Source organism: Pantoea sp. Lu_F5_004 (assembly GCF_051136245.1).
GTDB lineage: Bacteria > Pseudomonadota > Gammaproteobacteria > Enterobacterales > Enterobacteriaceae > Pantoea > Pantoea agglomerans.
Genome location: NZ_CP194946.1, coordinates 869993 through 896526 on the forward strand (window position 1 = coordinate 869993; position 26534 = coordinate 896526).

Sequence of the window (26534 nt, forward strand, 5' to 3'; positions counted from 1 at the left end):
ATTACACAGAAATTTTGCTCTGCTTTGAGCCGCCGCGTCCGACATTGGCGGTTTATCGGGAAACGAGAGGGGTTTACATGCGGGTACACGCACGCTGGATAGCGGCGCTAATGTTAAGCCTGGTGGCTTGCACAGCGCCGGCGCAGGCATCATCAGGCTGGCAGCCGGTTAACGACACTATTCGCAAAAGTGAACAGGATCCCCGCCACTATCAGGCTATCCGGCTTGATAATGGGATGACGGTATTACTGGTTTCCGATCCTGTGGCACCGAAATCGCTGGCGGCGCTGACGCTGCCGATAGGATCGCTGGACGATCCCGATCAGCAGGCAGGACTGGCGCACTACCTTGAGCATATGGTGCTGATGGGTTCAAAGCACTACCCGCAGCCCGACAACCTGGCTGAATTCCTGAAAAAGCATGGCGGCAGCCACAACGCCAGCACAGCCTCCTACCGCACCGCCTTTTATCTGGAAGTGGAAAATGACGCGCTGGAACCGGCAGTTGATCGCCTGGCGGATGCGGTGGCTGAGCCGCTGCTGGATCCGGTTAACGCTGACCGCGAGCGCCACGCCGTGAATGCCGAGCTGACCATGGCGCGCTCGCGCGATGGCCTGCGTATGGCCCAGGTCGGCGCAGAAACCCTGAACCCGGCGCATCCGGCGTCACGTTTCTCGGGCGGCAATCTTGAGACCCTTAAAGATAAGCCAGGCAGCAAACTGCACCAGGCGCTGCAGGACTTTTATCATACGCATTACTCCGCCAATCTGATGAAAGCGGTGATCTACAGCAACAAACCGCTGCCGGAGATGGCGTCGATTGCGGCTAAAACCTTTGGCCGCGTGCAAAATCATGACGCCAGCGTGCCGGAGATTACGGAGCCGGTGGTGACCGATGCGCAGCAGGGCATCATCATTCATTACGTTCCGGCCCAGCCGCGCAAGCAGCTCAAAATTGAATTCCGCATTGCCAACAACAGCGATCGGTTCCGCAGTAAAACCGACACGCTGATCAGCTATTTAATCAGTAACCGCAGCAAAAACACGCTGACTGACTGGCTGCAAAAACAGGGACTGGCCGACGGGGTGAATGCGGGTGCTGACCCAATGACCGAGCGTAACAGCGGCGTGTTTGCGATTACCGCGTCACTGACTGATAAAGGGCTGGCGCAGCGCGATCAGGTCGTGGCGGCGATATTCAGCTACATCAATCTTCTGCGTCAGCAGGGGGATGATAAGCGCTATTTCGATGAAGTTTCGCATGTGCTGGCGCTCGACTTCCGCTATCCCTCAATTACCCGCGATATGGATTACATTGAATGGCTGGCCGACACCATGCTGCGCGTACCGGTTGAACATACGCTGGATGCACCTTATCTGGCGGATCAGTACGATGCCGCCGCGATTAATGCCCGGCTGGAAGAGATGACCCCGCAGCATGCGCGTATCTGGTACATCAGCCCGCAGGAGCCGCACAACAAAAAAGCCTATTTTGTGGATGCGCCTTATCAGGTTGAGAAGATCACCCCACAAACCTTTGCAGACTGGCAGCAGCGCGCCAGCCAGATTACGCTGGCGATGCCCGTGCTGAACCCCTATATCCCGGACGACTTTACCCTGCTGCCGTCAGACGGCAAAACGTATCAGCATCCGGTGAGACTGGATAACCAGGACGGTATGCGCATTTACTGGATGCCGAGCCGTTATTACGCCAGCGAGCCAAAAGCGGCGATCACCCTGGCGTTACGCAATAAGCACACCATCAGTGATGCCCGTCAGCAGGTGCTGTTTGGCCTGAATGACTACCTTTCCAGCCTGGCGCTGGACGAGCTAAATTCACAGGCTTCAGTGGGCGGTATCAGCTTCTCAACGGGTGAAGATGAAGGGCTGGTGTTCAGCGCCAACGGCTTCACTCAGCGTCTGCCGACCCTGCTGAAGAAACTGGTGGAAGGTTATGCCACTTTCCAGCCGACAGAACAGCAGCTGGAGCAGGCGAAATCCTGGTATCTCGAGCGGCTGGACGCGGCGGAAAAGGGCAAAGCGTTTGAACAGGCGATTCAGCCGATGCAACTGCTGTCGCAGCTGCCATATACCCAGCGCGAGGCTCGCCGCAAGCTGGTAAGCACACTCTCACTTAACGATGTCACTGACTATCGCGATACGCTGTTCCGCGACGCGACCCCGGAGATGCTGGTAGTGGGCAACCTCAGTGCTGACAGCGTGACGCAACTGGGGCATGAGCTCAAACAGCAGATGCAGAGTCATGCGATCCGCGACTGGCACAGCCAGTATGTCTCGATTAAAAAACCGCTGAAAGCCAACCTGCAACAAAAAGGCAGCAGCACCGACTCCGCCCTTGCCGCGCTCTATGTTCCACTGGGATACAGTGAATATCAGAGCATGGCGCACAGCTCCATGCTGAGCCAGATTGTGCAGCCGTGGTTCTACAATCAGCTGCGGACCAAAGAGCAACTCGGCTACGCGGTGTTTGCCTTCCAGATGCCAGTGGGTCGCCAGTGGGGGATCGGCTTCCTGCTGCAAAGTAACAGTAAGCAACCGGGCTGGCTGTTGCAGCGCTATCAGGCCTTCTACCCGCAGGCGGAAAAACGTCTGCGCAGTATGAGCCAGGCAGACTTTGCCCAGTATCAGCAGGCGATGATCAATGATTTGCAGCAGCGTCCTCAGACGCTCTTTGAGGAAGCGGATCGCTTCAGCCGCGACTTTGATCGGCAGAATGATCAATTTGATACCCGGCAAAAAATGACAGAGCAGGTTCAGCGGTTAACCCCGGCCAGCCTGGCAGACTTTTTCCGGCAGGCTGTGATCGAACATAAGGGCATGGTGATGACCTCGCAGATTGCGGGCACCGGCAATGGCAAAGTTGAGTTTGCCCGTCAGCCTGGCTGGAAAACCTGGAGTGAAGTGGCACAACTGCAGCAGTCGCTGCCGGTAAAGAGTGAGATCCAATGACGCAGTTACCTCCCGTATCGCTGAATCCTTTAACGCTGCCGCTCAAAGGTGAGCGGCTGATTGAGGCGTCAGCGGGCACAGGAAAAACCTTTACCATTGGTCTGCTCTATCTGCGCCTGCTGCTGGGGCTGGGCGGTGAAAACGCCTACAGCCGGCCGCTCTCTGTCGAAGAAATTTTAGTCGTGACCTTTACCGAGGCCGCGACCGCCGAATTGCGCGGGCGCATCCGCGAGAATATTCATCAGCTACGTCTGGCTTGTATCCGCGGCAAAAGCCGCAATCCGATGCACCAGTTACTGCTGGAGCAGATGCCGGATCTGAGTCAGGCCGCCGCGCAGCTGCTGGCTGCCGAGAGGCAGATGGATGAAGCCGCCATTTTCACCATTCACGGCTTCTGTCAGCGGATGCTGAATCTTAATGCCTTTGAGTCGGGCATGCTGTTCGAGCAGGAGTTGATTGAAGATGAGCAGGCGCTGCTGAAGCAGTCGGCCGCCGATTTCTGGCGTCGTCAGTGCTATCCACTGAGTCTGGATGTGGCGCGGATCATCGCCGCAGAGTGGAGCGGGCCGGACAGTCTGCTGGCCACGCTGCGCCCCTGGCTACAGGGGGAGTCTCCGGGGCTGAAACGTCCGCCTGCAGCCGATGAAACGCTGGCATCACGGCACGCCCGCAATCTGGCGCGTATCGAGGCCATCAAGCAGCAGTGGCAGGCGCTCAGCGCCGATGTTGAGGGCATTATCACTGCATCGGGCGTTGATAGGCGCAGCTACAGCAGTAAACATCTGCCCAACTGGGTCGCCCGCGTCACGCAGTGGGCCAGCAGCGACACGCTGGATTATCAGTTGCCCAAAGAGCTGGAGCGCTTTGGACAGCAGGTGCTGGAGGAGAAAACTAAAAAGGGCGAAGCGCCGCGTCATTCGCTGTTTGAGGCAATCGATCAGTTTCTGGCAGAACCGCTGTCGCTGCGGGATGTCATCATTGCGCAGGCGCTGACCGATGTACGCGCCACGGTGCAGCGCGAGAAACGGTTACGTGCGCTGTTAGGCTTCGACGATCTGCTCAGTAAACTGGATGAAGCGTTGCAGCAGCCAGGCGGCGTTTTGCTGGCAGAAACCATCCGGGCGCGTTACCCGGTGGCCCTGATTGATGAATTCCAGGATACCGATCCGCAGCAGTACCGCATCTTCCGCACCCTCTATATTAATCAGCCTGAACAGGCACTGTTTCTGATCGGCGATCCCAAGCAGGCGATCTATGCGTTTCGCGGTGCGGATATTTTTACCTATCTGCGGGCCAGAAACGAAGTCAGCGCTCACTACACGCTCGATACCAACTGGCGTTCATCACCTGAGATGGTCGGGAGCGTCAACCGCCTCTTTTCTCAGCTCGATTCGCCTTTTCTGTTCTCGGCGATCCCCTTTCAGCCGGTTAAGCCTGCTGCGCCCAATCAGTCACTGAAACTGATTTTTGACGAGCAGCAGCAACCGGCGTTACGGTTCTGGCTGCAGCCTGGCGAGGGCGTCGGTAACAGCGATTACCAGCAGTTTATGGCACAGCAGTGTGCGGCCGATATCAGCCGCTGGCTGGTGGCCGGACAGCAGGGGAGGGCCCGCCTGGGCAAAGGCGAGGTGCTGCAGCCGGTGCGGGCTTCCGATATCACCGTGCTGGTGCGCAGTCGCAATGAGGCCGGTTTAATCCGTGACGCGCTGAATGCGCTGGCGATTCCTTCGGTCTATCTCTCCAGCCGGGACAGTGTCTACACCACGCCGGAAGCGCGCGAACTGCTCTGGTTACTGCAGGCGATACAGGCACCTGAGCAGGAACGTCTGCTGCGCAGCGCGCTGGCGACCTCAATCTTTGCTATTGATGCAGCAACGCTCGACGCGCTGACACAGAATGAACGCGAGTGGGATGCGCTGGTTGAGCAGTTTGCCGTCTGGCAGCAGCTCTGGCATCAGCGCGGCGTGTTACCGATGCTGCGTGATGTGATGATCAAGCGGCAACTGGCAGAGAATATGCTGGCCTCGGAGAACGGTGAACGTCGCCTGACCGATCTGATGCATCTGGGCGAACTGCTGCAGGAAGCTTCGGTGCAGCTGGAGAGTCCGCACGCCCTGGTGCGCTTCCTGGCGCAGCAGATAGCCCGGCCAAACAGCCAGGCCTCCAGCCAGCAGTTGCGTCTGGAAAGCGACCGCCATCTGGTGCAGATCATTACCATCCATAAATCGAAAGGACTGCAATATCCGCTGGTCTGGCTGCCATTTGCTGCCGGGTTCCGCGAGGCGGCCAGCGCGCTTTATCACGATCGCGACACGTTCACGGCACTGCTGGATGTGCAGGGAGATGCACAAAGTCTGGCGCTGGCCGAAGAGGAGCGCCTGGCGGAGGATCTGCGTCTGCTCTACGTGGCGCTGACCCGTTCGGTCTATCACTGCAGCGTCGGCATTGCTCCACTGATCAAAGGCACCCGCAAAAAAGAGGGCGAAAGCGATCTGCACAAGAGCGCGCTGGGCTACCTGGTGCAGCAGGGCGAGTCGGCGGATGCGCAGCAGCTCAGTCAGCGACTGAATGCGTTAACCGGTGAAGGGATTGCGCTGGTTGAAGAGGGGCTGCTGCCGGGAGAAATGTGGCAGGATGCGCAGCAAGGCGATGAGGTTTTAAGCAGCCGCGACATTACGCGCGCGCTGGCTGACGTCTGGCGGGTAACCAGTTATTCAGGCCTGCAACAGCATCACAGCTCGCCGCTGCTGGATGCGCTGCCCAACTTTGATATTGATGCAGCGGGCGAAGAAGAGAAGGGTGAAGAGGCTGCATTGACACCCCACCACTTTCCGCGCGGAGCGGCACCCGGTACGTTTTTGCACGGTCTGTTTGAGTCGATCGACTTTACCGAACCGCCGGACAGCGTCTGGCTGGAAGATCAGCTGCAGCATAATGGCTATCCGCTGAGCTGGTTGCCGGTTCTGGAACAGTGGATTGACCGGGTCTTGCATACGCCGCTCAATGCTGAGGGGCTGACGCTATCGGCGATAAAAAGCAGCGAACGCCTGATCGAGATGGAGTTCTATCTGCCAATCAACAATCTGCTGACCGCGGCGGATCTTGACGCTCTGCTGCGCCGGCACGACAGCCTCTCTCAGCAGGCCGCCCCCCTGGATTTTCGTCAGGTGCGGGGCATGCTGAAGGGCTTTATCGATCTGGTCTTCCGCTGGCAGGGAAAATATTATCTGCTCGACTACAAATCGAACTGGCTGGGGGATAGCCACGCCGCTTACACGCCAGAGGCGATGGCGCAGGCGATGATCGGCCACCGCTACGATTTGCAATATCAGCTCTATACGCTGGCGCTGCATCGCTATCTGCAGCATCGTTTGCCGGACTACGACTATCAGCGTCATTTTGGTGGGGTGTTTTATCTGTTTTTGCGCGGGATGGATGGCAGCTCGCCGGACAACGGCATTTTCACCACCCGACCTGCCGAAGCCTTTGTGGAAGAAATTGATGCACTGTTTGGTGAAACCGGGGAGATGTTATGAGTGACATGCTGAGTCTGCTGCTGCAGGCGGTAGAGAAGCGTCTCCTGCGGCCGCTGGATATACAGTTTGCCCAACTGGTAGCCCCGGAATCACAGCCTGGGCTGCTGCTCGCTGCGGCCTGCGTCAGCGCTGACGCGGGTGAGGGGCACGTCTGTTTACCGCTGAGCAACCTCTGCGAAGCGAATCTGTTCGCTGGTCGCCAGCCTGCGCTGGCTCAGGCGATCTGGCACGCCGCTGGTGCGCCGGAAGACTGGACAGCACGCTTTGCTGACTGGTCGGCTGTCAGTGATGGCAGCCTGGTTACGCCGCTGGTGCTGAGCAACCAGCGTTTATATCTGCATCGGCTGTGGCAAAGCGAAGGCCGGGTCGCCGACTTCTTCGCTGCGCAGGAAGTGAAAACCGCGTTTGATATGCATGCTGCAGGCGACGTGCTGAACAGCCTGTTTGACGACCAGCCGGAGAACTGGCAGAAAATTGCGGCGGCCGTGGCGCTGACCCGCAAGACTTCGGTTATTTCCGGCGGGCCGGGTACCGGTAAAACCACCACAGTGGCGAAACTCCTCGCTGCCCTGATTCGTCTGAATCCCGGTGCACTGCGGATTCAGCTGGCGGCACCGACCGGCAAAGCCGCCGCGCGACTGACCGAGTCACTGGGCAGCGCACTGCAGGAACTGGCGGTCAGCGACGAAGAACGCCGGCGTTTTCCTGCCGAAGCCACCACGCTGCATCGCCTGCTGGGCGCACAGCCCGACACCCAGCGGCTGCGCTACCATGCCGGTAACCCACTGCATCTTGATGTGCTGGTGGTTGATGAAGCGTCGATGGTCGATCTCTCAATGATGGCAAAACTGATCGCCGCGCTGCCTGCCCATGCCCGCGTCGTGTTTCTGGGCGATCGCGATCAGCTGGCCTCGGTTGAAGCCGGTGCGGTGCTGGGCGACATCTGCCGCTGCACCGAAAGCGGCTACAGCCTGGCGCGGGCAGAACAGCTCGGTCTGCTGACCGGCTGCACACTGCAGGGCAGTGACGATGTGCAGGCACCCGCAGTCCGTGACAGTATTTGTCTGTTGCAGAAGAGTTATCGTTTTGATGACTCATCAGGCATCGGCCAGCTGGCAAAAGCGATCAACCGTGGCGATGCAGAGCAGGTCAGGGCGGTGTTTGCTGCGGCTTATCAGGATATCAGTTACCAGCCGCTGAACAGCGCTGACGCGTATCAGGCGATGCTGGATGATGTAGCCCAGGGTTATCAGCCCTTCCTGCAGCTCATCAGACAGCAGGCGCCGCCCGCAGAGGTGATTGCCGCTTTTGGCCGTTATCAGCTGCTGTGTGCATTACGTGACGGGCCATTTGGCGTACAGGGTCTGAACCAGCGTATTGAGCAGCGACTGATGCAGCTGCAGCGCATCCGTCGTCCTGGCATGGGCAGCCGCTGGTATGAAGGGCGTCCGGTGATGATCACCCGAAATGACAGCGCGCTCGGCCTGTTTAATGGCGATATCGGCATGACGATGCGGGATGAAGAGGGCAACCTGAAGGTCTTTTTCCCGCTGCCAGATGGATCGATCAAGGCGATTCAGCCGAGCCGGTTACCCTCACATGAAACGGCCTGGGCGATGACGGTGCACAAATCACAGGGATCGGAGTTTGACCATACCGCGCTGGTGATGCCCACGCAGTTTCTGCCGGTGCTGACCCGTGAACTGGTCTATACCGCGATTACACGTGCACGGCGGCAACTGACCATCTACAGCGAACCCGGCATATTTCAGCGTGCCGTGCAGCTGCAAACGCAGCGACGCAGCGGTCTGGTGGAGCGACTGGGGGAAACTGGCTGAGAAGAGAGGGGACAGGGCACGCGGGTGGTGCCTGTCCCTTACTGAATCAGGTAAGGTCGGCCATCAACACTTTTGAACGGCGCTGATAGTTATACATCTCTTTTTTACTCTCGGGCAGCGACTCAATATCTACCGGCGTAAAGCCGCGTTCCTGGAACCAGTGGATGCTGCGGGTGGTTAACACAAACAGTTTTTCCAGCCCCATCTGGCGTGCCTGAAGTGCCACGCGCTGCAGCAACATCTCACCGCGTGAAGAGCTGCGATAGTCAGGATGAACCGCCACACAGGCCATTTCGCCAATCTTCTCATCCATAAACGGATAGAGTGCTGCACAGGCGATGGTCAGATTATCGCGCTGAATGATGGTGAACTTATCAATTTCCATTTCCAGCTGCTCGCGCGAGCGACGCACCAGAATACCCTGCTGCTCCAGCGGACGGATCAGTTCGAGGATGCCGCCGATATCATTGATATTGGCGCGACGGATCTGCTCTGCCGACTCCATAACGATCTGGGTACCGATACCGTCGCGTGAGAAGAGCTCCTGCAACAGTGCACCATCTTCCTGATAACTGATTAAATGGCTGCGGCGTACACCACTGCGGCAGGCTTTCACCGCACCACGCAGGAAGCGGACAGTCCCGGAAAGATAATCGCCTTCCTTTTCAATCTCGTCGATACGGGCCTGCGCATCATTCGGGAAGAGCTCGGAGATGATTTCACCTTCGCTGTTCAGCACGCCCTGCTCAGAGCAGAAGCCGATCATTTTTTCCGCTTTGAGTTTAATCGCCAGCTGGGTAGCCACTTCTTCCGAAGTCAGGTTAAAGCTTTCGCCGGTAACAGAAACCGCAACCGGGCCCATCAGCACAATCGCATCGTTATCCAGCTGACGATGAATGGCCTCTTCATCAATACGACGGATACGGCCGCTGTGACAGTAATCCACGCCATCATCCACGCCCAGCGGCTGTGAAATAATGAAGTTGCCGCTGACCACGTTGATATGCGCGCCCTGCAGCGGCGTATTATTGAGACTCATTGAGAGGCGGGCCGTGATATCTAACTGCAGCCGGCCGGCTGCCTGCTTCACTAACTCCAGCGATTGCGCGTCGGTGACCCGGGTAAACTTATGATAAACCGGCTCCAGCTGCTGCTGAGCCAGGCTGGCATCAATCTGTGGGCGCGCGCCATACACCACGACCAGGCGAATGCCCAGGCTGTGCAGCAGGCCGATATCATTAACGATGCCAGAGAAGTTCTCATGCTCAATCGCTTCGCCACCCAGCATGATGACAAAGGTTTTACCCCGGTGGGCATTGATATAGGGAACGGTATGGCGAAAACCCTGAACCAGTTCGGTACTACGTTCCTTCACGGCCAACCCTCAGTGAATGTTTATTCGTATTTTTTGTATTTTTATGCTTTTACGCCCGGTTTTGCAAGTCTTAATCCTGACGAAAATTTACGTTTTTCTGGGTGTCAAAGCCGCTAACAGCCTGCATTATTTAAGGTTTCCGGGGTGACATCATGCTGCGGATTGGATAAAGTTTTCGCCGCCATTTTAGTAACTGGCGCTTTTTTAGACATTACACAGCAGCTGGAGCGGCATGTCAGACGTTAATTCCCATTTTTCACGAAGACGATTTTTACAGGGGACGGGCGCCTTACTGCTGTTAAGCGTCAGCCGGACAGGGTTGGCGGCGAAGAACCACATTGTGGCGGTGCGTATCTGGCCCTCATCGACCTACTCGCGGATGACGCTGGAGTCCAATGTCGCGCTGAAGTACAAGCAGTTTGCGCTGAGCAATCCCGAACGCCTGGTGATTGATATTCAGGGCCTGCATCTCAATCCGGTTCTGAAAGGGGTAGATAAGCAGGTTCGGGTCGACGATCCCTTTATTAAAAATGCCCGTGTGGGTCAGTTCGACAGCAACACGGTGCGCGTGGTACTGGAATTAAAGCGCAACGTCGCGCCGAAGATCTTTAATCTCTCGCCGGTCGCCGGGATCAATCACCGGCTGGTGGTCGATCTCTATCCGAGCCAGAACCAGGTTGAGGATGATCCACTGCTGGCCTTGCTGAAAGATTATAACCAGGGCGATCTGGAGAAAGATGAAGGGGTGCAGGCGCCCTTACCCGGCAAAGCGGGGCGCGATCGTCCGATCATTATCATGATCGATCCCGGTCACGGCGGGGAAGATCCGGGCGCGCACGGCAAATATAAGACCCGCGAGAAAGATATTGTGCTGAAGATTGGACGGCGACTCAAAGCGCTGATCGATAAAGAGTCCAATATGAAAGCCTATATGACGCGTAATGAAGATGTCTTTATTCCGCTGCGGGTCAGAGTTGCTAAAGCCCGTAAACAGCGTGCCGACCTCTTTGTGTCGATCCATGCGGATGCTTTTACCAGTCGCGCGGCACGCGGCTCTTCAGTGTTTGCCTTATCAACCAGCGGTGCCACTTCGGCGGCAGCCCGTTTCCTGGCTCAGACTCAGAATGAATCAGACCTGATTGGTGGCGTCAGCAAAAGCGGCGACCGCTATCTCGATCACACCATGTTCGACATGGTGCAGCGCCAGACGATTCATGACAGCCTTAAATTCGGCAAAGAGGTGCTGCATCGCATGGGGCGCATCAACCATCTGCACAAACGCACCGTGGATCAGGCCGGATTCGCAGTGCTTAAAGCCCCTGATATCCCGTCAATTCTGGTCGAGACGGCGTTTATCAGTAATGTGGAGGAGGAGCGTAAGTTGCGAACGACCCGTTACCAGCATCAGGTGGCAGAGGCGATTCTGAACGGCATCAAAGCGTATGTGGAGAGTGGGGCGGCGCTGGCCCATCGGTAAAGGAGTGCGGGTAGCCGGGCTATCCGCGCGCTTTTCAGGGCAGAAAGAGGCTGAAGCGGCTTTTGGGAACGTCAGAAACAAAAAAACACCCTTTCAGGTGTTTAAATGATTGGTTGCGGGGGCCGGATTTGAACCGACGACCTTCGGGTTATGAGCCCGACGAGCTACCAGGCTGCTCCACCCCGCGTCCGTATCATACTTTTTTCACATTGTGACTTCTGTAAAACAACTGCAGAAGTATTGGTTGCGGGGGCCGGATTTGAACCGACGACCTTCGGGTTATGAGCCCGACGAGCTACCAGGCTGCTCCACCCCGCGTCCGTATTGCTTCTATTACTTTTACTTCTCACATTGTGACTTCTGTAAAACTGCTGCAGAAGTATTGGTTGCGGGGGCCGGATTTGAACCGACGACCTTCGGGTTATGAGCCCGACGAGCTACCAGGCTGCTCCACCCCGCGTCCGTGGAAGCGCACTATACTCTCCGCGCTAATTCATGCAACCCCTTTTTGCAGATAAAAGCCAAATTAACAGCCAGTTGCTGAAGGATTCAACCATCTGGTTAATTATTAAACTGATATGCGTGACGTCTGAGCGGATGCATTTCATTCTGTCGGGGGCTTTGCTATCGTCGCGGGGCGAACAGTTATAAAAAGAGAAGATAATGAAATCACATTGGGTGAAGTATGCACTCACTGGCGCGTTAATTACGCTGCTGGCGGCCTGTAGCTCCAAACCGACCGATCGCGGTCAGCAATATAAAGATGGCAAACTGGAACAACCGCTGGCGCTGGTGAATCAGCCCAATGCCAAAGGCGCGCCGGTTAATGGCAGAGACTTTGGCGAGCAGGTTCGTCAGATTCAGTCCGCCTCATCCACCCTGTATAGTCGTCAGAACGGCACCTATAGCGCGATTGAGAGCTGGCTGATGGCGGGTGCCGATACCCGACAGCTTCGTCAGTATGGGCTTAACGCCTGGCAGATGGAGGGAACGGATAACTACGGTAACGTGCAGTTCACCGGTTACTACACGCCGGTAGTAGAAGCGCGTTACACCCGTCAGGGTGAATTCCAGTATCCTATCTACCGCATGCCACCGCGCAAACGCGGAGAAAAATTACCGAGCCGCGCCTCTATCTATAGTGGCGGACTCGATGACCGCTACATCATCGCCTACAGCAATTCCCTGATTGATAACTTCATGATGGATGTGCAGGGCAGTGGTTATGTCGACTTTGGTGATGGCCGCCCGATGACCTTTTTTGGTTACGCCGGTAAAAATGGCTGGGGTTATCACAGCATTGGCAAAGAGCTGATCGATCGCGGTGAAGTGAAGCGCGAAGATATGTCGATGCAGGCGATTCGTCAGTGGGCGCAGGAGCACTCACCGCAGGAGGTCCGTACACTGCTGGAAACCAACCCATCATTCGTCTTCTTTAAGGCTGAGCCATTTACGCCGGTGCGCGGTGCCAGCGCAGTTCCGCTGGTGGCGAAAGCCTCCGTTGCGTCTGACCGCTCAATTATTCCGGCGGGCACCGTACTGCTGGCTGAAGTGCCGCAGTTAAATGAGAAGGGCAAATTCAACGGCAAATATGAGATGCGCCTGATGGTGGCACTCGACGTGGGTGGCGCGATTAAAGGCCAGCACTTTGATATCTATCAGGGTATCGGCCCGGACGCCGCGCATCTGGCGGGCTTCTATAATCACTACGGACGCGTCTGGGTAATCAAAGCCGCGCCGGGTGCCGGACAACCGCTGTTCTCCAGCCCGCAAAACGGTAATAATGGTTCACTGCTTCTCGGCGCTAACTAACTTCTTCTCTGCGGGCCTTCGGGCCCGCACGACGTAACAGGTTCAACTATGAAAGTGTTAAATGACGCCTGGCATCAGCGCTTTGGCGGCACGGCGCGTCTCTATGGCCAGGATGCGCTGCAACGTTTTGCTGACGCACACTTCTGCGTCATCGGTATTGGCGGTGTCGGATCCTGGGCGGCGGAAGCGCTGGTGCGCACCGGGATTGGTAAAATCACCCTGATTGATATGGATGATGTCTGTATTACCAACACCAACCGACAGCTTCATGCGCTGCAGGGCAACGTCGGCAAAGCTAAAACGGACGTGATGGCAGAACGGCTGCATGCGATTAATCCTGACTGCGAAGTGATCTGCATTGATGACTTTATTACGCCAGAAAACACCGCCGAACTGATGGCAGCCGGTTTCGACTATGTGATCGACGCTATCGACAGCGTGCGACCGAAAGCGGCGCTGATCGCCTGGTGTCGCCGGAATAAGATCCCGCTGATCACCACCGGTGGCGCGGGTGGGCAGATCGATCCCACTCAGATCCAGGTCGCCGACCTGGCGAAAACTATCCAGGATCCGCTGGCGGCGAAGCTGCGCGAACGACTGAAAAGCCTGGGCGTGGTAAAAAACAGCAAAGGCAAACTTGGCATCGACTGCGTCTTTTCTACCGAAGCGCTGGTCTATCCGCAGGCTGATGGCAGCGTCTGTGCTTCACGCAGCACAGCGGAGGGGCCAAAGAGAATGGATTGCACATCCGGCTTTGGCGCGGCCACCATGGTGACCGCCACCTTCGGCTTTGTTGCCGTCTCGCATGCGCTGAAGAAGTTTCTGGCGCGAGCTGCCCGTCAGGACGCCGTCAGCGCCTGACGCGCGGCGTGCTCCACTGCGGCGGCCAGCGCCTGCAGGCCGCTGCTGCGGGAGGCACTGAGCTGGGCGCGCAGGCCCAGTTCATCAAATAGTTTTAAGGGATCCATTGCCAGCAGCTGTTGCGGCGTCTGGCCCTCAACGGCGGTCAGCAGCACGGCCAGCAGACCGCGCACAATACGTCCTTCACTGTCACCATAGAAATGCAGCGTGCCATCCTCGCATAACTGGCTGCCCAGCCAGACCCGATTTTCACAACCGCTCAGTTCAATTTCCGCTGTTTTCAATTCCCCGGCTAAGTCAGGCAACTGGCGGCTCAGCTGGATCAGCTGACGATAACGATCTTCCCACTGATGAAAGCGGCCAAAGCTCTCTTTCAGACTGGCAACGGTAATCTGTTCGCCAAACGGGTGCGGCGCTAACAGCGATGAATGCATAATCAAAACTCCGATAACAGCGAGATGGCGCTCTTCATGGCGCGCACCAGCGCATCAACATCCTGCAGATTATTATAGGGTGCAAAAGAGGCCCGCAGCGTGCCGCTGACGCCCAGCGCCGCCAGCAACGGCTGCGCGCAGTGCTGGCCAGCGCGCAGGGCGATTCCCTGCTCAGCCAGCAGTGTCACCAGATCGCTGTGATGCAGGCCAGCGAATTCAAATGCCAGCAGGCTGGCATTTGAACAGCGGAAGCTGCGGAAGCCGGGTAATTCCGCCAGATGCTCTTCCGCCAGCGTCGCAAGATGCTGACTCCAGCGCTCCGCTTCGGGCAGATCGTACTGCGCCAGCCAGCTCAGTGCTGCACTCAGGCCCACCACGCCCGCCACATTCGGGGTGCCAGCCTCAAAACGCCACGGCACCGGCTGCGGCGTGAATCCGCTGAAATCGACATCCGTTATCATCTTACCGCCGCCCTGCCAGGGCTCCATCGCCTCCAGCAGTTCCGCTTTACCATATAACGCGCCAATGCCCATCGGGCCGTAAATCTTATGGCCGGAAAAGGCGTAAAAGTCGATATCCAGCGCCTGTACGTCAGGCGGGCAATGCACCACGCCCTGTGCGCCATCGACCATCACTTTCGCGCCTGTGGCGTGAGCGAGTGGGATCGCCTGAGCGAGTGCGGGACACCCGCCGGTGACATTCGACATCTGACCGACCGCCAACAGGCGGGTTCGGCTGTTGAGCAGGGCGGGGAGCAGGCTGATATCCGGCAGGCGATCCGCGCCTAACGGCCATTTTACGACGCGGGCTCCGCACGCCTGCGCAGCCATCAGCCAGGGCACCAGGTTGGCGTGGTGTTCTGCCTCGCTGACCACAATCTCATCACCAGGCTGTAAGCGCGGACGCAGCCAGCTGTTTGCCACCAGGTTTATCGCTTCGGTGGTGCCGCGCGTCCAGACAATCTCACGATCGTCAGCGGCGTTAAGCCAGCGGGCAACCTGGTTGCGCGCCTGCTCATAGCGATGGGTTAAGGCCTGGGCGGCGGCAAACTGGCTGCGATGGACTGTACCCGCGCTGAGGCTGTAAAACTGCTGCGTGCTGTCAATGACGGCCTGCGGCTTCAGCGTGGTCGCTGCGCTGTCGAGATAAACGCCTGCGTCGGCGAGTGCGGGAAACTGCTGGCGAAATGCGGTGGGATTGAATGCGGTCATGCCTGGTCCATGATAAGAAAAATTAGGACCACACTGAAAGAATGGTCTGCGTCTGGCAAAGCTGGGAAAGCGCGTTATGCTGAATATTGCAAGGTTTGAACCAAACCCGCATAACGATCGGACGTTTACTAGTCGATCTCACTTATCGGCTGCCTCTGGTTAGCGTAACGCGGGTGGTTTGATGCAATCAATCTACAAGGAGATAGCAGATGAAAAAATTAACCGCAGTACTGGCCGTGTGTACCCTGGCTTTTACCCTGAGTGCCTGTTCAAGCAATTACGTGATGCATACCAATGATGGTCGCACCATTGTGGCTGCCGGCAAGCCTAAAGTCGATAACGATACCGGCATGATCAGCTATAAAGATGCGAATGGCAACGAGCAGCAAATCAACCGCTCTGATGTCAAAGAGATGGTAGAGTCTGGCAACTAAGCAGCAAAAAAAAGCACCGCAATTTGCGGTGCTATTTAAAAATCACTATGGACAGACAGGGTAAATCTACAGGAATTAAGAGCTCGATCCGCAATCGTCGGATCAAAAATTGCAAACACAACATCACGACCACAAGCCAAAAGCTTTCAGAAAATCTGCGAACTCACTCACAAATCTAAAAACTTTTCGTTCCGGCTCAGGAAGTGCGGCAACTATAGGTATTTGCTGGAGGTTCCTCAACGGACAAATTATAATGCCTCGGATTAAAAATTCTAATACGTAAACGCTTTGTATAAGCCAGCGTATTTTTTGCCGATCCGGATACGGAAAACCATGTCGAAACGCCTTCCTCCTCTCAACGCACTGCGTGTTTTTGATGCAGCTGCACGCCATTTAAGCTTTACCAAAGCCGCAGAAGAGCTGTTTGTCACCCAGGCTGCTGTAAGCCATCAGATTAAATCTCTGGAAGATTTTCTGGGGTTAAAGCTATTTCGCCGGAGGAATCGTTCGCTATTACTGACCGAAGAAGGACAAAGCTACTATCTCGACATCAAAGAGATTTTCTCGGCAATCAACGAAGCGACCCGCAAACTGCAGGCGCGCAGCGCCAAGGGGGCGCTGACCGTCAGTTTACTGCCGAGCTTTGCCATTCAGTGGCTGGTTCCCCGCCTCTCCAGCTTTAATATGGCTTATCCGGGAATCGACGTGCGTATCCAGGCGGTTGACCGCGACGAAGAGAAACTGGCCGACGATGTCGACGTGGCTATTTTTTACGGCCGGGGTAACTGGCCCGGCCTGCGGGTTGAAAAACTCTATGCCGAATATCTGCTGCCGGTCTGTTCACCGTCGCTGATGACGGGGGATAATCCGCTGAAAACGCCGATGGATCTGTCGCGTTTTACTCTGCTGCATGATGCCTCCCGCCGGGACTGGCAATCTTATATCCGGCAACTGGGCCTGCAGCATATCAATGTGCAGCAGGGGCCAATCTTCAGCCACAGCGCCATGGTGTTGCAGGCGGCGATTCATGGTCAGGGCGTGGCGCTGGCGAATAACGTCATGGCGCAGAGCGAAATAGAAGCCGGGCGATTAATCTGCCCGTTTAATGATGTATTAGTCAGTAAAAACGCTTTTTATCTGGTTTGTCATGACAGTCAGGCAGAACTGGGTAAAATAGCCGCCTTCCGACAGTGGATCCTGGAAAAAGCTGCAACCGAACAAGAAAAATTCCGCTTTCGCTATCAACAATAACATATTGATTTATTTGCATTCAGATGCAAAAGGACTCTGAGGATCGGTTAATGTCCAGTCGTGCCATGTTTGTTTTTTCGGCTATCAGCGGATTTCTGCTGGTGGCTTTTGGCGCATTTGGTGCCCACGTTTTGAGTCAGTCGCTTGGTGCGGCTGAAATGGCCTGGATTCATACCGGGCTGGAATATCAGGCTTATCACACCTTAGCGGTGATGGGGCTGGGGGCTGCGATGTTACGCCGCGCCAATATCTGGTTTTACTGGAGCAGTGCGCTGATGGCGCTCGGCACCGTGCTGTTTAGTGGGAGCCTCTATTGTCTGGCGCTGTCACATCTGAAGTTTTGGGTTTTTATCACACCCGTGGGCGGGGTCTGTTTCCTCGCCGGTTGGGTATTGATGTTGATTGGCGCGCTGCGTCTTAAACGAAAGGCAGAACGCCATGAATAAAGTTTTACTCTATTGTCGTCCCGGTTTTGAAAAAGAGTGTGCGGCGGAAATCAGCGCCAAAGCGGCTGAACGTGAAATCTACGGCTTTCCACGGGTTAAAGATGACTCCGGCTACGTGCTGTTTGAGTGCTATCAGTTTGAAGATGCCGAGCGGCTGGCACGTGAGTTGCCGTTTGACGAGCTGATTTTTGCCCGTCAGATGCTGGTCGTCGGCGAAATGCTGCGTGACCTGCCGCAGGAAGATCGTATTACCCCGATTGTCGGCATGCTGACCGGCGTAGTGGAAAAGGGTGGTGAACTGCGTGTTGAAGTGCCAGACACCAACGAAGCCAAAGAGCTGACTAAGTTCTGCCGCAAGTTCACCGTGCCGCTGCGCTCGGCACTGCGTGAAAGCAAAATCCTGTTGAATTATGAGAGCCCGAAACGCCCGGTCGTGCATGTGTTTTTCATCGCGCCAGGCACCTGTTACGTCGGCTACTCCATCCGGGAAAACAGCTCGCCGTTTTACATGGGTATTCCACGCCTTAAGTTCCCCTCCGATGCGCCAAGCCGTTCCACCCTTAAGCTGGAGGAGGCGTTTCACGTCTTTATCCCTGCGGATGAGTGGGATGAGCGTTTAGCCAGCGGCATGTACGCCGTGGATCTCGGTGCCTGTCCGGGCGGCTGGACCTATCAGCTGGTTCAGCGCAGCATGATGGTGTATGCGGTGGACAACGGACCGATGGCACCGAGCCTGATGGATACGGGCCAGGTGATGCACGAGAAAGCAGATGGCTTTAAATTCCGTCCGCCACGCACCAACATCAGCTGGCTGGTGTGTGACATGGTGGAGAAGCCGGTGCGCGTGGCTAACCTGATGACCGACTGGCTGGTTAACGGCTGGTGCCGTGAAGCGATCTTCAACCTTAAGTTGCCCATGAAAAAGCGCTATGAAGAAGTGACGCAGAATCTGGCCATGATGCAGGAACGATTTGATGATAATGGCATTAACGTGCAGATTCGCGCCCGCCAGCTTTATCATGACCGCGAAGAGGTGACGGTACATGTGCGCCGAATCTGGGCGGCTGCCGGTGGTCGTCGCGACGAACGTTAATCGCCGGGCTGAGTGCAGGGGCACTCAGCCGGTATAACGCAGCGTATTCAGATTGCCCTGCAATACCAGATCCCGCTTCAGGGTTGCGACCTGACGGCTGATCTCTGCCATCTGCTGACCCTCAGCCAGCTTTTCCCGCCATCTGGCTGGCACCTGATCCAGTTGCTGATAGATCCCTTCAAGCGTGTGAAACTCTGTCAGCAGCTGTTTCGCGCTTTTCGGACCGATGCCGGTGATGCCCGGAATTTTACTGCTGCTGATGCCGCACAACCCCCAGTAGTCGGGTAGCCGCTGTGGTGCCACACCAAATTCAGCCTCGATAAAAGGCAGATCAAGCCAGCGTTTCTGGAAGTAGTCGCGGATGCGGATCTCGGGTGCCAGCAGCTGACAGTAGCCTTTGTCGGTTGAAACAATGGTGGCCTGATGTCCGGCCTGAGCCATTTTCACCGCCAGCGTCGCCGCTAAATCGTCCGCTTCATCCTCGCCCGCTATCCAACAGCTTACGCCTGCGGCGCGAAAGGCCTCCTGTAACGCCGGCATCTCTGCCTGTAAATCGTCTGGCATCGGCGGGCGACCGCTTTTGTAATCGGGTAGCAGCTGATGACGCCAGCCCTGATGACGTGCTTCGCCATCAAACACCGCCACCGCATGAGTCGGATGGGCGTGACCCAGTATCTGGCGCAGCGCAGCCATGCAGCCTTCGACACAGGGTGAACCCTGTACCGCATGCAGACGGCGAATCAGATTCAACGCGTCAACAATAACAAGATGAAGAGCCATGAGAGTATGGGCAGCCCGGGGGCTGCCTCCTGGTTTATTTGATAATTTCGTAGCAGGGAATGTAGGCGGTGCCTGGCAGTTTCATGCGTTGCTGTGCAACGAATCCCTGAAGCAGCTCATCCATGCGGTGCATGATGTCGGGGTCGCCATGCAGTTTGTAGCGTCCCTTCTCGCGGATTTCGCGGATGCCCATCTCTTTGACGTTACCGGCTACGATACCTGAGAAGGCGCGGCGCAGGTCAGCAGCCAGCTTTTCGGGTGGCTGATTGGTGTAGAGATTGAGATTCGCCATGTTTTCATGGGTTGGCAGGAACGGCACCTGCAGATCGGGTTCAATGCGAATCGACCAGTTAAAGCTGTAAGCATCGCCGGTTTCGCGACGATTCTCTTTTACCTGCGGCATCGCTTTCTTCATCAGACGCGCCACTTCGGCTGCATCGTTGATGATGATCTGATAATGCTTACGCGCCTGTTCGCCCAGCGTGTTAACGATGAAATCATCCAGCACGCGGAAGTAGTCGGCGCTCTCTTCCGGCCCGGTCAGGATCAGCGGTAATACCTGATCGCTGTTCTGCGGATTCATCAGGATGCCCAGCAGATAGAGCAACTCTTCTGCGGTCCCTACGCCGCCCGGGAAAATGATAATGCCATGGGCGATGCGCACAAAAGCTTCCAGACGTTTTTCGATGTCCGGCATGATGATCAACTCATTCACCAGCGGATTCGGCGGTTCAGCCGCAATGATGGAGGGTTCGGTCAGGCCGATAAAGCGGCTGTCACGATAGCGCTGCTGAGCATGGCCTACGGCGGCCCCTTTCATTGGCGCTTCCATCACGCCCGGCCCGCAGCCGGTACAGATGTTCAGTTCACGCAGTCCAAGCTGAGTTCCGACATTGCGGCAATACTGGTACTCAACGGCGTTGATCGAGTGACCGCCCCAGCAGACCACGGTGTTGGGATACTCGCCGATGTGCAGCGCCCGCGCGTTACGCAGAATGGAAAACACAGTGTTGGTGATCGTGGCGGAGTCATTTTCTTCAGCCGCAGTGAACCGACCCGGCATGTTGAGCTGACCGCTGACAAACAGGATGTCACGCAGCACCGCAAACAGGTTAGCCTGCAGTGAACGGATGATGCGGCCATCCACAAACGCCTCTTCCGGTGGATTGATCAGCTCCAGTTTGACACCGCGCTCACGGCGCAACACATTGATGTCGAAATTTTCAAAGCGGGAGAGCAGCTCCTGGCTGCTGTCAGTCTGGCTGCCGGAGTTAAGCACGGCAAGAGAGCAGTTGCGAAACAGCTGGTAGAGGTCGCTGCTGGCTGTGCGCTTGAGCATATCGACTTCCAGCTGTGAAAGCAGATCCATCGAGCCAAGAGGGCTGATATGGGTAATCAAATGAACTCCTTTACACCCGCCTGGGTGCGTGTTGGCACTGCAACGGCAGTGACGAAAATCCCTGGTCGGCAACCCGCAGGTAGCCGCCATCACCAGAGTAGCCTTGTCGGCCCGCACAGCTCAAGCGGAACTGCGCTTAGTGCACGCAGCCTGCGAGAAGTCTCGCAAACTACTGACGGACCAGCCGCGAAAAACCGGGCGAGAAGGGCACATTGGTGCGCCATGGATTGATATCCAGCCCGCCACGACGGGTGTAGCGTGCATAGACCGTCAGCGCTTCCGGATGACAGAAACGCATCACATCATTAAAAATGCGTTCGACACACTGCTCGTGAAATTCGTTGTGCTGGCGGAATGAGACCAGATAGCGCAGCAGCGCTTCACGGTCGATACGCGGGCCTTTATAACGAATCATCACGGAGCCCCAGTCGGGCTGATTGGTAATCAGACAGTTTGACTTGAGCAGGTGGCTGACCAGCGTCTCTTCAACGATTTCGCTGCCCGCAGCATCGGCCAGATAGTCAGCATTGAAGCGATAATCCTCTATTGCGATATCCTGCTCATCAATACAACATCCCTCAAAATGGCCGATGGGCTGACCTTCCACTTCATTGAGACGGAACAGCGCGACCCGCGCTTCACCTTCAGCACAGGCACTCAGGTCCCGCTCCAGCGTCTGACGAACCTCGCCCCAGTCGGCAAAGCGAGTCTGGTTGAAACTGTTAAGGTAGAGCTTAAAGCTTTTGGACTCGATAAGGTTGCGGCTCTGCGCATCGAGCACCACTTCGCCAACGGCAACCTGTGGCAGACCTTTGCTGTTGAGCCACGAGAGTTCATACAGGGTCCAGATATCACTGCCGGTAAAGGGCAGGCTGTCGGGAAACAGGCCAAGGGGTTCACGATTCAGGCTGCGCGGCACCGCCTGCAGTAAGCTGTTGTCATAATGATCGTGATAGGCTGTGGGTTTGCCCAGCGTCAGGTTGCTGAGTGCCTGATCCTGTTCGTGTGTAGTCATTGCGGTTACCACCAAAATTAATCAAAGTGGCTAAGTGTAACCCATCAGAAGTGAGAATATGAATGATGCAGCAAACTGCCGCCGCGTTGCGCGACTTTACCACCCGATACTGCCAGCACTGGCTTCAGCAGGCCGGGCATGCGCCGGCCAGCAGCGATCTCTTTGGCGTACCTTCGCCCTGTGCCCTGGAGGATCGCGATCAGCAGGTCTTCTGGCAGCCGCAGCCTTTTACTCTGCCACAGACGCTGGATGCGGTTGAGCGGGCGATCGACATCCAGCTCCAGCCGCAGATCACGGCTTTCTATACCACGCAGTTTGCCGGGGATATGCAGGCCAGGTTTGGTGAGAATCAGCTGACACTCTTACAGGTCTGGAGTGAGGATGATTTCCTGCGGCTACAGGAGAATCTGATCGGGCATCTGGTGATGCAGCGCCGCCTTAAACAGTCGCCTACGCTGTTTATCGCTACCACCGAGTCAGAACAGGAGATCATCTCGCTTTCTAATCTCAGCGGCGAAGTGATTCTGGAGCAGCCCGGCGGTAAACAGCGTGTGAAATTAGCGGAAACGCTTGAGATATTTCTTAAGTCATTACAACCGGTTATCATCTGAGTTGCAGTGATTTGCCCCTGGTCTTGTGAGACATCTCTTACATGTGCTGTGAGAGATCGCTATATAACAGGTGAGCCTTCCGGAAGGCTGAGATGTAAAAATATTGTGAATCATCAACTTAATGGCGTTTATCTGAATTTACGCCGCACATTTCGTAAAGTTCTGCTGTGAGTACCTTGTGCGCGTAACGAGTTCTGTCAAAATGTTTCGCACTGCAGGAAGCTCAGGAAAAAGATATCGTCAGGATGATGATAAGCCATGAGGCAGGAACGTAACGGAGCTTACGGCACACGGAAGGTTTCAGGACGAAACAGGATAGCTCAGGATTGAGCAAGGGACACCTCCAGGATGGAGAATGAGAACCCCCTCAGAAGAGGTGGTGGGCCAGGATGCTAAGGATACATCAGGACGATGCGCGACAGGAGTTCGCACTGGACAAGTTGTCATGGAAGAGCAGGGAGCATTAACGTGGCGGGATGGCTGCAAACGAACCGGGAGCACTGTTTATACAGTGCTCCCTTTTTTTGTGCCTGTGCCAACTAGTGATATGCTTGCCGCCCATTTTTGACTGCTCGCGGAGGTGGCGCATGACGCCTGAACAACTAATTACGCAACGGCTGGAACAACTGGAAGCGGTGATGCGTGAGCACCATCTCTGGCAGAGTACCCCGCCGGCCGAGGAGGCGTTCGAGAGCCGTGAACCCTTTTGCCTGGATACGCTGGAGCCGCTGCAGTGGCTCCAGTGGGTGTTAGTCCCGCGGATGCATGCCCTGCTTGCGGCCCGACATCCGTTACCACAAAATTTTGCCGTGGCCCCCTATTATGAGGTGGCTCTGGTGCCTGACCAGCCGGGTATTGCGCCGCTGTTGCTGACCCTGCGTCAACTTGATGCGTTAATCACGGATGCTGCCCACTGATGCTGGAGATACTCTATCAGGATGAGTGGCTGGTTGCCGTCAACAAGCCCAGCGGCTGGCTGGTTCATCGCAGCTGGCTGGATCGCCATGAAACGGTGTTTGTGATGCAGACCGTTCGTGATCAGATTGGGCAGCATGTATTTACGGCGCATCGTCTCGACAAGCCCACGTCAGGGGTACTGCTGATGGGGCTCTCCAGTGAAGTCGGACGTCTGCTTTCCCTGCAGTTTGAACAGCACCAGATGCAGAAAACCTACCACGCTGTGGTTCGCGGCTGGCTGGAGAGCAGCGGGACGCTCGATTATCCGCTGGTGGAAGAGCTGGATAAAATTGCCGATAAACACGCCACGGAAGCGCGCACCGCACAGCCCGCGGTCACCGATTATCAGTCACTGGCAACGGTCGAGATGCCGGTCGGCATTGGCCGTTATCCCACTTCGCGTTATAGCCTGGTTGAACTGGCTCCTAAAACCGGTCGCAAGCATCAGCTGCGTCGTCATATGTCACACCTGCGTCATCCGATTATTGGCGATTCGGCGCACGGCGATCTGCGTCAGAACCGGGGGGCTGCCGAACATTTTGGCGCTAACCGCCTGATGCTGCACGCCAGCAGCCTGGCATTAACTCATCCGGTGACCGGTGAACCGTTGTTGCTTCGCGCCGGACTGGATGGCGTCTGGCAGAACCTGATGAACCAGTTTGGCTGGCAGGATCGCATTCCTGAGGTGCCGCGGGTTGAGTTTGACGCAGCGCCAGGACAGGATAACGTTTCAGAATAACGGAGAAAGCAGATGGCTAAGATTGGCATTTTTGTAGGTACGGTATATGGCAATGCGCTGCTGGTCGCGGAAGAAGCAGAGCCCATTCTGCAGCAGCAGGGGCACAGCGTAACGGTGTTTGACGATCCGACGCTGGCTGACTGGCAAAACTATGCCAGCGACGTGGCGTTAATCGTCACTTCTACTACCGGGCATGGCGATTTTCCCGACACGATTTCAGGTCTGTTCCATGCGATTAAAGATCAGCTCGGTCATCAGCCCGCGCTGCGCTATGGCGTGATTGCGCTGGGTGACAGCAGCTATGACCATTTCTGTGGCGCGGGTAAAACCTTTGACGCGCTGCTGCAGGAGCAGGGCGCTCAGCGGGTCGGCGAGGTGTTACTGGTTGATGCCACTGAAAATCCGGAACCGGAGGCGGTAACCTCGCCGTGGGTTGAAGCCTGGGGCGCGCAGCTCTGATTGCCACGCCAGGCTTATCTCTGCCTTAGCTGAGATAAGCCTGTGTTGCGCACACGACGACGTCCGTTGAGTGCAATATCAGGTGACAGGCGCCGGGTTAAACACCGCCAGCTGATTACGAATGCCCCAGCGATCGGACCAGGTCTGCTTTCTGCCACTGGCGATATCCAGAATCAATTCAAACAGTCGCCAGCCCACCTGCTCAATACTCTCTTCACCGGTAGCAATCGTCCCGGCATTGATGTCCATCAGATCGTGCCAGCGCTCCGCCAGCGCATTACGCGTCGCCATCTTGATCACCGGAATTGCGGCAAGACCGTAAGGCGTACCGCGACCAGTAGTAAACACCTGCAGGGTGATACCGGATGCCAGCTGCTGCGTACCGCAGACAAAATCGCTGGCTGGCGTCGCCGCGTAGATCAATCCGCGTCGCGTGGGCCGCTGGCCGGGCGAGAGCACTTCAACAATGGCGCTGCGTCCCGATTTTGCGATCGAGCCAAGCGCTTTTTCCACCACGTTCGCCAGCCCGCCTTTTTTATTGCCCGGCGACGGGTTAGCGCTGCGATCGGTCTGGCCCTGGTCGAGGTAATTATCATACCAGGCCATCTCCTCCAGTAAGCGCTTACCGACTTCCTGATTAATCACCCGCGGCGTCAGCAGGTGAATCGCATCACGCACTTCAGTGACTTCCGAGAACATCACGGTGGCACCGCAACGCACCAGCAGATCAGAGGCGAAGCCCACTGCCGGATTTGCCGTCACGCCCGAAAACGCATCGCTGCCACCACACTGCATGCCGACAATCAGTTCTGCTGCGGAGCAGGTTTCGCGCTGGCGCTGATTCAGCCGCTGGAGATGACGCTCCGCCACCTGCAGAATCTCATTGACCATCGCGCCAAAGCCCACCAGCTTTTCATCCTGCAGACGCACGATGTCATGATCGTCCAGCGAAATCGCCTGCACGTCGGGGGTGCCAGTCAGCAGACGCTCTGGCTGTAACTTTTCACAGCCGAGGCTGACGATCATCACTTCGCCACCGAAATTCGCATTCAGCGCCAGGTTATGAATGGTGCGAATCGGCACGACCGCCGCGGGTGCGTTGATCGCCACACCACAGCCATAAAGGTGGTTCAGGGCAACCACACCATCCACATTCGGATAGCGCGGCAGTAACTCCCGTTCAATGATCTGTACGACATGATCCACCACACCGGCCACGCAGTGGACGCTGGTGGTGATGCCGAGCAGGTTACGCGTGCCTACGCTGCCATCCGCATTGCGGTAACCTTCAAAGGTATAGCCCTCCAGCGGCGGCAAATCAGGTGGAACCTGAGTAGCTAACGGCAGACTCTCCAGCGGAGGGGCTTCCGGCAGCGCGACCAGTGACTCATCAATCCAGCTGCCCTGGGCAATATCCCGCAATGCATAGCCAATGACTTCGCCATAACGCACGATCTCTGCACCCTGATTAATCGCGCTCAGCGCCACTTTGTGGCCCTGCGGCACATGCTCTGTGAGGGTCAGGCCATCCGCAAACTGCGTACCGGCTGGCAGGCCGAGGCTGTTAACCACAATCGCCACATTGTCATGCTCATGGACTTTGATATAGAGCGGTTGTTCATCTGTTTTTGGGTTCATCGCTCACCTTCCTGTCTGTCGTACCGTACTTGTGCGGCACGCTTTAATAATCTGACCTGTCACGCCCTTGTTTGCCAGCTTCAGTATAGGGAGGCGGGGCGGGTCGTGCATTGTGCAAATGACCACCATTAAGGCAATTCACCTCGCTGTTTTGGGTCGATTATCCAAAAGCAAGTGAAGACCCTCACAAACAGAGGGG

At 56.4% G+C, this 26534-nt stretch carries 21 protein-coding genes and 3 tRNA genes; 14 read left to right on the forward strand and 10 right to left on the reverse strand.

Going from position 1 to position 26534, the window contains the following annotated elements; translation table 11 throughout:
- The first annotated feature begins 77 nt into the window (after positions 1-77).
- Genes ptrA through recD form a run of 3 tightly spaced genes read left to right on the forward strand, consistent with a single transcriptional unit; the run spans position 78 to position 8343 of the window.
- On the forward strand, positions 78-2969 hold the full coding sequence (gene ptrA, locus ACR8BN_RS04160; RefSeq protein WP_434747353.1) for a pitrilysin: 2892 nt from the start codon (positions 78-80) through the stop codon (positions 2967-2969).
- Entirely contained in the window at positions 2966-6505 is a 3540-nt protein-coding gene (gene recB / locus ACR8BN_RS04165; protein ID WP_434747354.1) for an exodeoxyribonuclease V subunit beta, read from the forward strand. Before ptrA ends, recB begins: the two co-directional genes overlap by 4 nt.
- On the forward strand, positions 6502-8343 hold the full coding sequence (recD, locus tag ACR8BN_RS04170) for an exodeoxyribonuclease V subunit alpha (protein ID WP_434747355.1): 1842 nt from the start codon (positions 6502-6504) through the stop codon (positions 8341-8343). Before recB ends, recD begins: the two co-directional genes overlap by 4 nt.
- A gap of 46 nt (positions 8344-8389) precedes the next feature.
- Here the strand turns inward: recD and argA are convergent, their stop codons facing one another.
- Entirely contained in the window at positions 8390-9718 is a 1329-nt protein-coding gene (argA, locus tag ACR8BN_RS04175; protein WP_010248624.1) for an amino-acid N-acetyltransferase, read from the reverse strand.
- A 232-nt stretch (positions 9719-9950) separates the two neighbouring features.
- Between argA and amiC the strand changes: the two genes are divergently transcribed.
- Positions 9951-11195, forward strand: coding sequence for an N-acetylmuramoyl-L-alanine amidase AmiC (amiC, locus tag ACR8BN_RS04180; protein WP_010248623.1), 1245 nt, complete (start codon positions 9951-9953; stop codon positions 11193-11195).
- A 110-nt stretch (positions 11196-11305) separates the two neighbouring features.
- Here the strand turns inward: amiC and ACR8BN_RS04185 are convergent.
- The 3 genes from ACR8BN_RS04185 to ACR8BN_RS04195 form a co-directional block, all read right to left on the reverse strand.
- Positions 11306-11382: transfer RNA gene (locus ACR8BN_RS04185), tRNA-Met, on the reverse strand.
- Positions 11383-11436: 54 nt separating this feature from the next.
- A tRNA-Met gene (locus tag ACR8BN_RS04190) sits at positions 11437-11513 on the reverse strand.
- 65 nt (positions 11514-11578) lie between these two features.
- Positions 11579-11655 (reverse strand) — tRNA-Met (locus ACR8BN_RS04195).
- Positions 11656-11858: 203 nt separating this feature from the next.
- Here ACR8BN_RS04195 and mltA point away from each other — a divergent pair.
- Together mltA and tcdA are read left to right on the forward strand one after the other, a co-directional pair.
- Complete coding sequence (gene mltA / locus ACR8BN_RS04200) at positions 11859-13007, forward strand: murein transglycosylase A (RefSeq protein WP_039389319.1); 1149 nt, start codon at positions 11859-11861, stop codon at positions 13005-13007.
- Between the two features lie 48 nt (positions 13008-13055).
- Positions 13056-13868, forward strand: a complete 813-nt coding sequence (gene tcdA, locus ACR8BN_RS04205) for a tRNA cyclic N6-threonylcarbamoyladenosine(37) synthase TcdA (RefSeq protein WP_137230502.1) — start codon at positions 13056-13058, stop codon at positions 13866-13868.
- Here the strand turns inward: tcdA and csdE are convergent.
- Together csdE and csdA are read right to left on the reverse strand one after the other, a co-directional pair.
- Positions 13847-14302, reverse strand: a complete 456-nt coding sequence (csdE, locus tag ACR8BN_RS04210; protein WP_064703526.1) for a cysteine desulfurase sulfur acceptor subunit CsdE — start codon at positions 14300-14302, stop codon at positions 13847-13849. The two genes, tcdA and csdE, sit on opposite strands and share 22 nt — an antisense overlap.
- A 2-nt stretch (positions 14303-14304) precedes the next feature.
- A complete protein-coding gene (gene csdA / locus ACR8BN_RS04215) occupies positions 14305-15513 on the reverse strand; it encodes a cysteine desulfurase CsdA (protein WP_434747356.1) in 1209 nt (402 codons plus the stop codon).
- 209 nt (positions 15514-15722) lie between these two features.
- Between csdA and ACR8BN_RS04220 the strand changes: the two genes are divergently transcribed.
- From ACR8BN_RS04220 to rlmM, 4 genes are all read left to right on the forward strand, one after another.
- Positions 15723-15947: a YgdI/YgdR family lipoprotein gene (locus tag ACR8BN_RS04220; protein WP_010248613.1), complete on the forward strand. Its 225-nt coding sequence runs from the start codon at positions 15723-15725 to the stop codon at positions 15945-15947.
- A gap of 333 nt (positions 15948-16280) precedes the next feature.
- Complete coding sequence (locus ACR8BN_RS04225) at positions 16281-17198, forward strand: transcriptional regulator GcvA (RefSeq protein WP_003854641.1); 918 nt, start codon at positions 16281-16283, stop codon at positions 17196-17198.
- A 50-nt stretch (positions 17199-17248) separates the two neighbouring features.
- Positions 17249-17644 carry a DUF423 domain-containing protein gene (locus ACR8BN_RS04230; RefSeq protein ID WP_010248611.1) on the forward strand — a complete coding sequence of 132 codons (396 nt, stop codon included), beginning with the start codon at positions 17249-17251 and terminating at the stop codon, positions 17642-17644.
- Complete coding sequence (gene rlmM / locus ACR8BN_RS04235) at positions 17637-18737, forward strand: 23S rRNA (cytidine(2498)-2'-O)-methyltransferase RlmM (protein WP_010248609.1); 1101 nt, start codon at positions 17637-17639, stop codon at positions 18735-18737. The genes ACR8BN_RS04230 and rlmM overlap by 8 nt, the downstream gene beginning before the upstream one ends.
- A gap of 24 nt (positions 18738-18761) precedes the next feature.
- On the opposite strand, the gene xni is transcribed toward rlmM, so the two are convergent.
- The 3 genes from xni to queF all read right to left on the reverse strand — a co-directional run bounded on the left by xni (position 18762) and on the right by queF (position 21931).
- Positions 18762-19517 carry a flap endonuclease Xni gene (gene xni, locus ACR8BN_RS04240; RefSeq protein ID WP_163637613.1) on the reverse strand — a complete coding sequence of 252 codons (756 nt, stop codon included), beginning with the start codon at positions 19515-19517 and terminating at the stop codon, positions 18762-18764.
- Between the two features lie 34 nt (positions 19518-19551).
- Positions 19552-20916 (reverse strand): nucleotide 5'-monophosphate nucleosidase PpnN, encoded by a 1365-nt coding sequence (gene ppnN / locus ACR8BN_RS04245; RefSeq protein ID WP_010672144.1) that lies wholly within the window; start codon positions 20914-20916, stop codon positions 19552-19554.
- Positions 20917-21085: 169 nt separating this feature from the next.
- Positions 21086-21931 carry an NADPH-dependent 7-cyano-7-deazaguanine reductase QueF gene (gene queF / locus ACR8BN_RS04250; RefSeq protein ID WP_109652221.1) on the reverse strand — a complete coding sequence of 282 codons (846 nt, stop codon included), beginning with the start codon at positions 21929-21931 and terminating at the stop codon, positions 21086-21088.
- Positions 21932-21993: 62 nt separating this feature from the next.
- On the opposite strand from queF, the gene syd reads away from it, so the two are divergent.
- From syd to ACR8BN_RS04270, 4 genes are all read left to right on the forward strand, one after another.
- Complete coding sequence (gene syd / locus ACR8BN_RS04255) at positions 21994-22542, forward strand: SecY-interacting protein (RefSeq protein ID WP_434747357.1); 549 nt, start codon at positions 21994-21996, stop codon at positions 22540-22542.
- A gap of 587 nt (positions 22543-23129) precedes the next feature.
- Positions 23130-23459: a YqcC family protein gene (locus ACR8BN_RS04260; protein ID WP_434747358.1), complete on the forward strand. Its 330-nt coding sequence runs from the start codon at positions 23130-23132 to the stop codon at positions 23457-23459.
- Positions 23459-24238, forward strand: coding sequence for a tRNA pseudouridine(65) synthase TruC (gene truC, locus ACR8BN_RS04265; RefSeq protein ID WP_033772508.1), 780 nt, complete (start codon positions 23459-23461; stop codon positions 24236-24238). The genes ACR8BN_RS04260 and truC overlap by 1 nt, the downstream gene beginning before the upstream one ends.
- 12 nt (positions 24239-24250) lie before the next feature.
- Complete coding sequence (locus ACR8BN_RS04270) at positions 24251-24697, forward strand: flavodoxin (RefSeq protein WP_010248594.1); 447 nt, start codon at positions 24251-24253, stop codon at positions 24695-24697.
- A 78-nt stretch (positions 24698-24775) separates the two neighbouring features.
- Here the strand turns inward: ACR8BN_RS04270 and garD are convergent, their stop codons facing one another.
- Complete coding sequence (gene garD / locus ACR8BN_RS04275) at positions 24776-26335, reverse strand: galactarate dehydratase (protein WP_033769943.1); 1560 nt, start codon at positions 26333-26335, stop codon at positions 24776-24778.
- Between the last annotated feature and the right edge of the window lie 199 nt (positions 26336-26534).

Bases quoted from the DNA above. Each gene is read 5' to 3' on its own strand.
- ACR8BN_RS04270 (WP_010248594.1), top strand. From the start codon at position 24,251: ATGGCTAAGATTGGCATTTTTGTAGGTACGGTATATGGCAATGCGCTG.
- amiC (WP_010248623.1), top strand. From the start codon at position 9,951: ATGTCAGACGTTAATTCCCATTTTTCACGAAGACGATTTTTACAGGGG.
- ACR8BN_RS04220 (WP_010248613.1), top strand. From the start codon at position 15,723: ATGAAAAAATTAACCGCAGTACTGGCCGTGTGTACCCTGGCTTTTACC.
- mltA (WP_039389319.1), top strand. From the start codon at position 11,859: ATGAAATCACATTGGGTGAAGTATGCACTCACTGGCGCGTTAATTACG.
- rlmM (WP_010248609.1), top strand. From the start codon at position 17,637: ATGAATAAAGTTTTACTCTATTGTCGTCCCGGTTTTGAAAAAGAGTGT.
- syd (WP_434747357.1), top strand. From the start codon at position 21,994: ATGATGCAGCAAACTGCCGCCGCGTTGCGCGACTTTACCACCCGATAC.
- xni (WP_163637613.1), bottom strand. From the start codon at position 19,517: ATGGCTCTTCATCTTGTTATTGTTGACGCGTTGAATCTGATTCGCCGT.
- ACR8BN_RS04260 (WP_434747358.1), top strand. From the start codon at position 23,130: ATGACGCCTGAACAACTAATTACGCAACGGCTGGAACAACTGGAAGCG.
- queF (WP_109652221.1), bottom strand. From the start codon at position 21,931: ATGACTACACACGAACAGGATCAGGCACTCAGCAACCTGACGCTGGGC.
- csdE (WP_064703526.1), bottom strand. From the start codon at position 14,302: ATGCATTCATCGCTGTTAGCGCCGCACCCGTTTGGCGAACAGATTACC.
- csdA (WP_434747356.1), bottom strand. From the start codon at position 15,513: ATGACCGCATTCAATCCCACCGCATTTCGCCAGCAGTTTCCCGCACTC.
- recD (WP_434747355.1), top strand. From the start codon at position 6,502: ATGAGTGACATGCTGAGTCTGCTGCTGCAGGCGGTAGAGAAGCGTCTC.
- tcdA (WP_137230502.1), top strand. From the start codon at position 13,056: ATGAAAGTGTTAAATGACGCCTGGCATCAGCGCTTTGGCGGCACGGCG.
- truC (WP_033772508.1), top strand. From the start codon at position 23,459: ATGCTGGAGATACTCTATCAGGATGAGTGGCTGGTTGCCGTCAACAAG.
- garD (WP_033769943.1), bottom strand. From the start codon at position 26,335: ATGAACCCAAAAACAGATGAACAACCGCTCTATATCAAAGTCCATGAG.
- ptrA (WP_434747353.1), top strand. From the start codon at position 78: ATGCGGGTACACGCACGCTGGATAGCGGCGCTAATGTTAAGCCTGGTG.
- ACR8BN_RS04230 (WP_010248611.1), top strand. From the start codon at position 17,249: ATGTCCAGTCGTGCCATGTTTGTTTTTTCGGCTATCAGCGGATTTCTG.
- recB (WP_434747354.1), top strand. From the start codon at position 2,966: ATGACGCAGTTACCTCCCGTATCGCTGAATCCTTTAACGCTGCCGCTC.
- ACR8BN_RS04225 (WP_003854641.1), top strand. From the start codon at position 16,281: ATGTCGAAACGCCTTCCTCCTCTCAACGCACTGCGTGTTTTTGATGCA.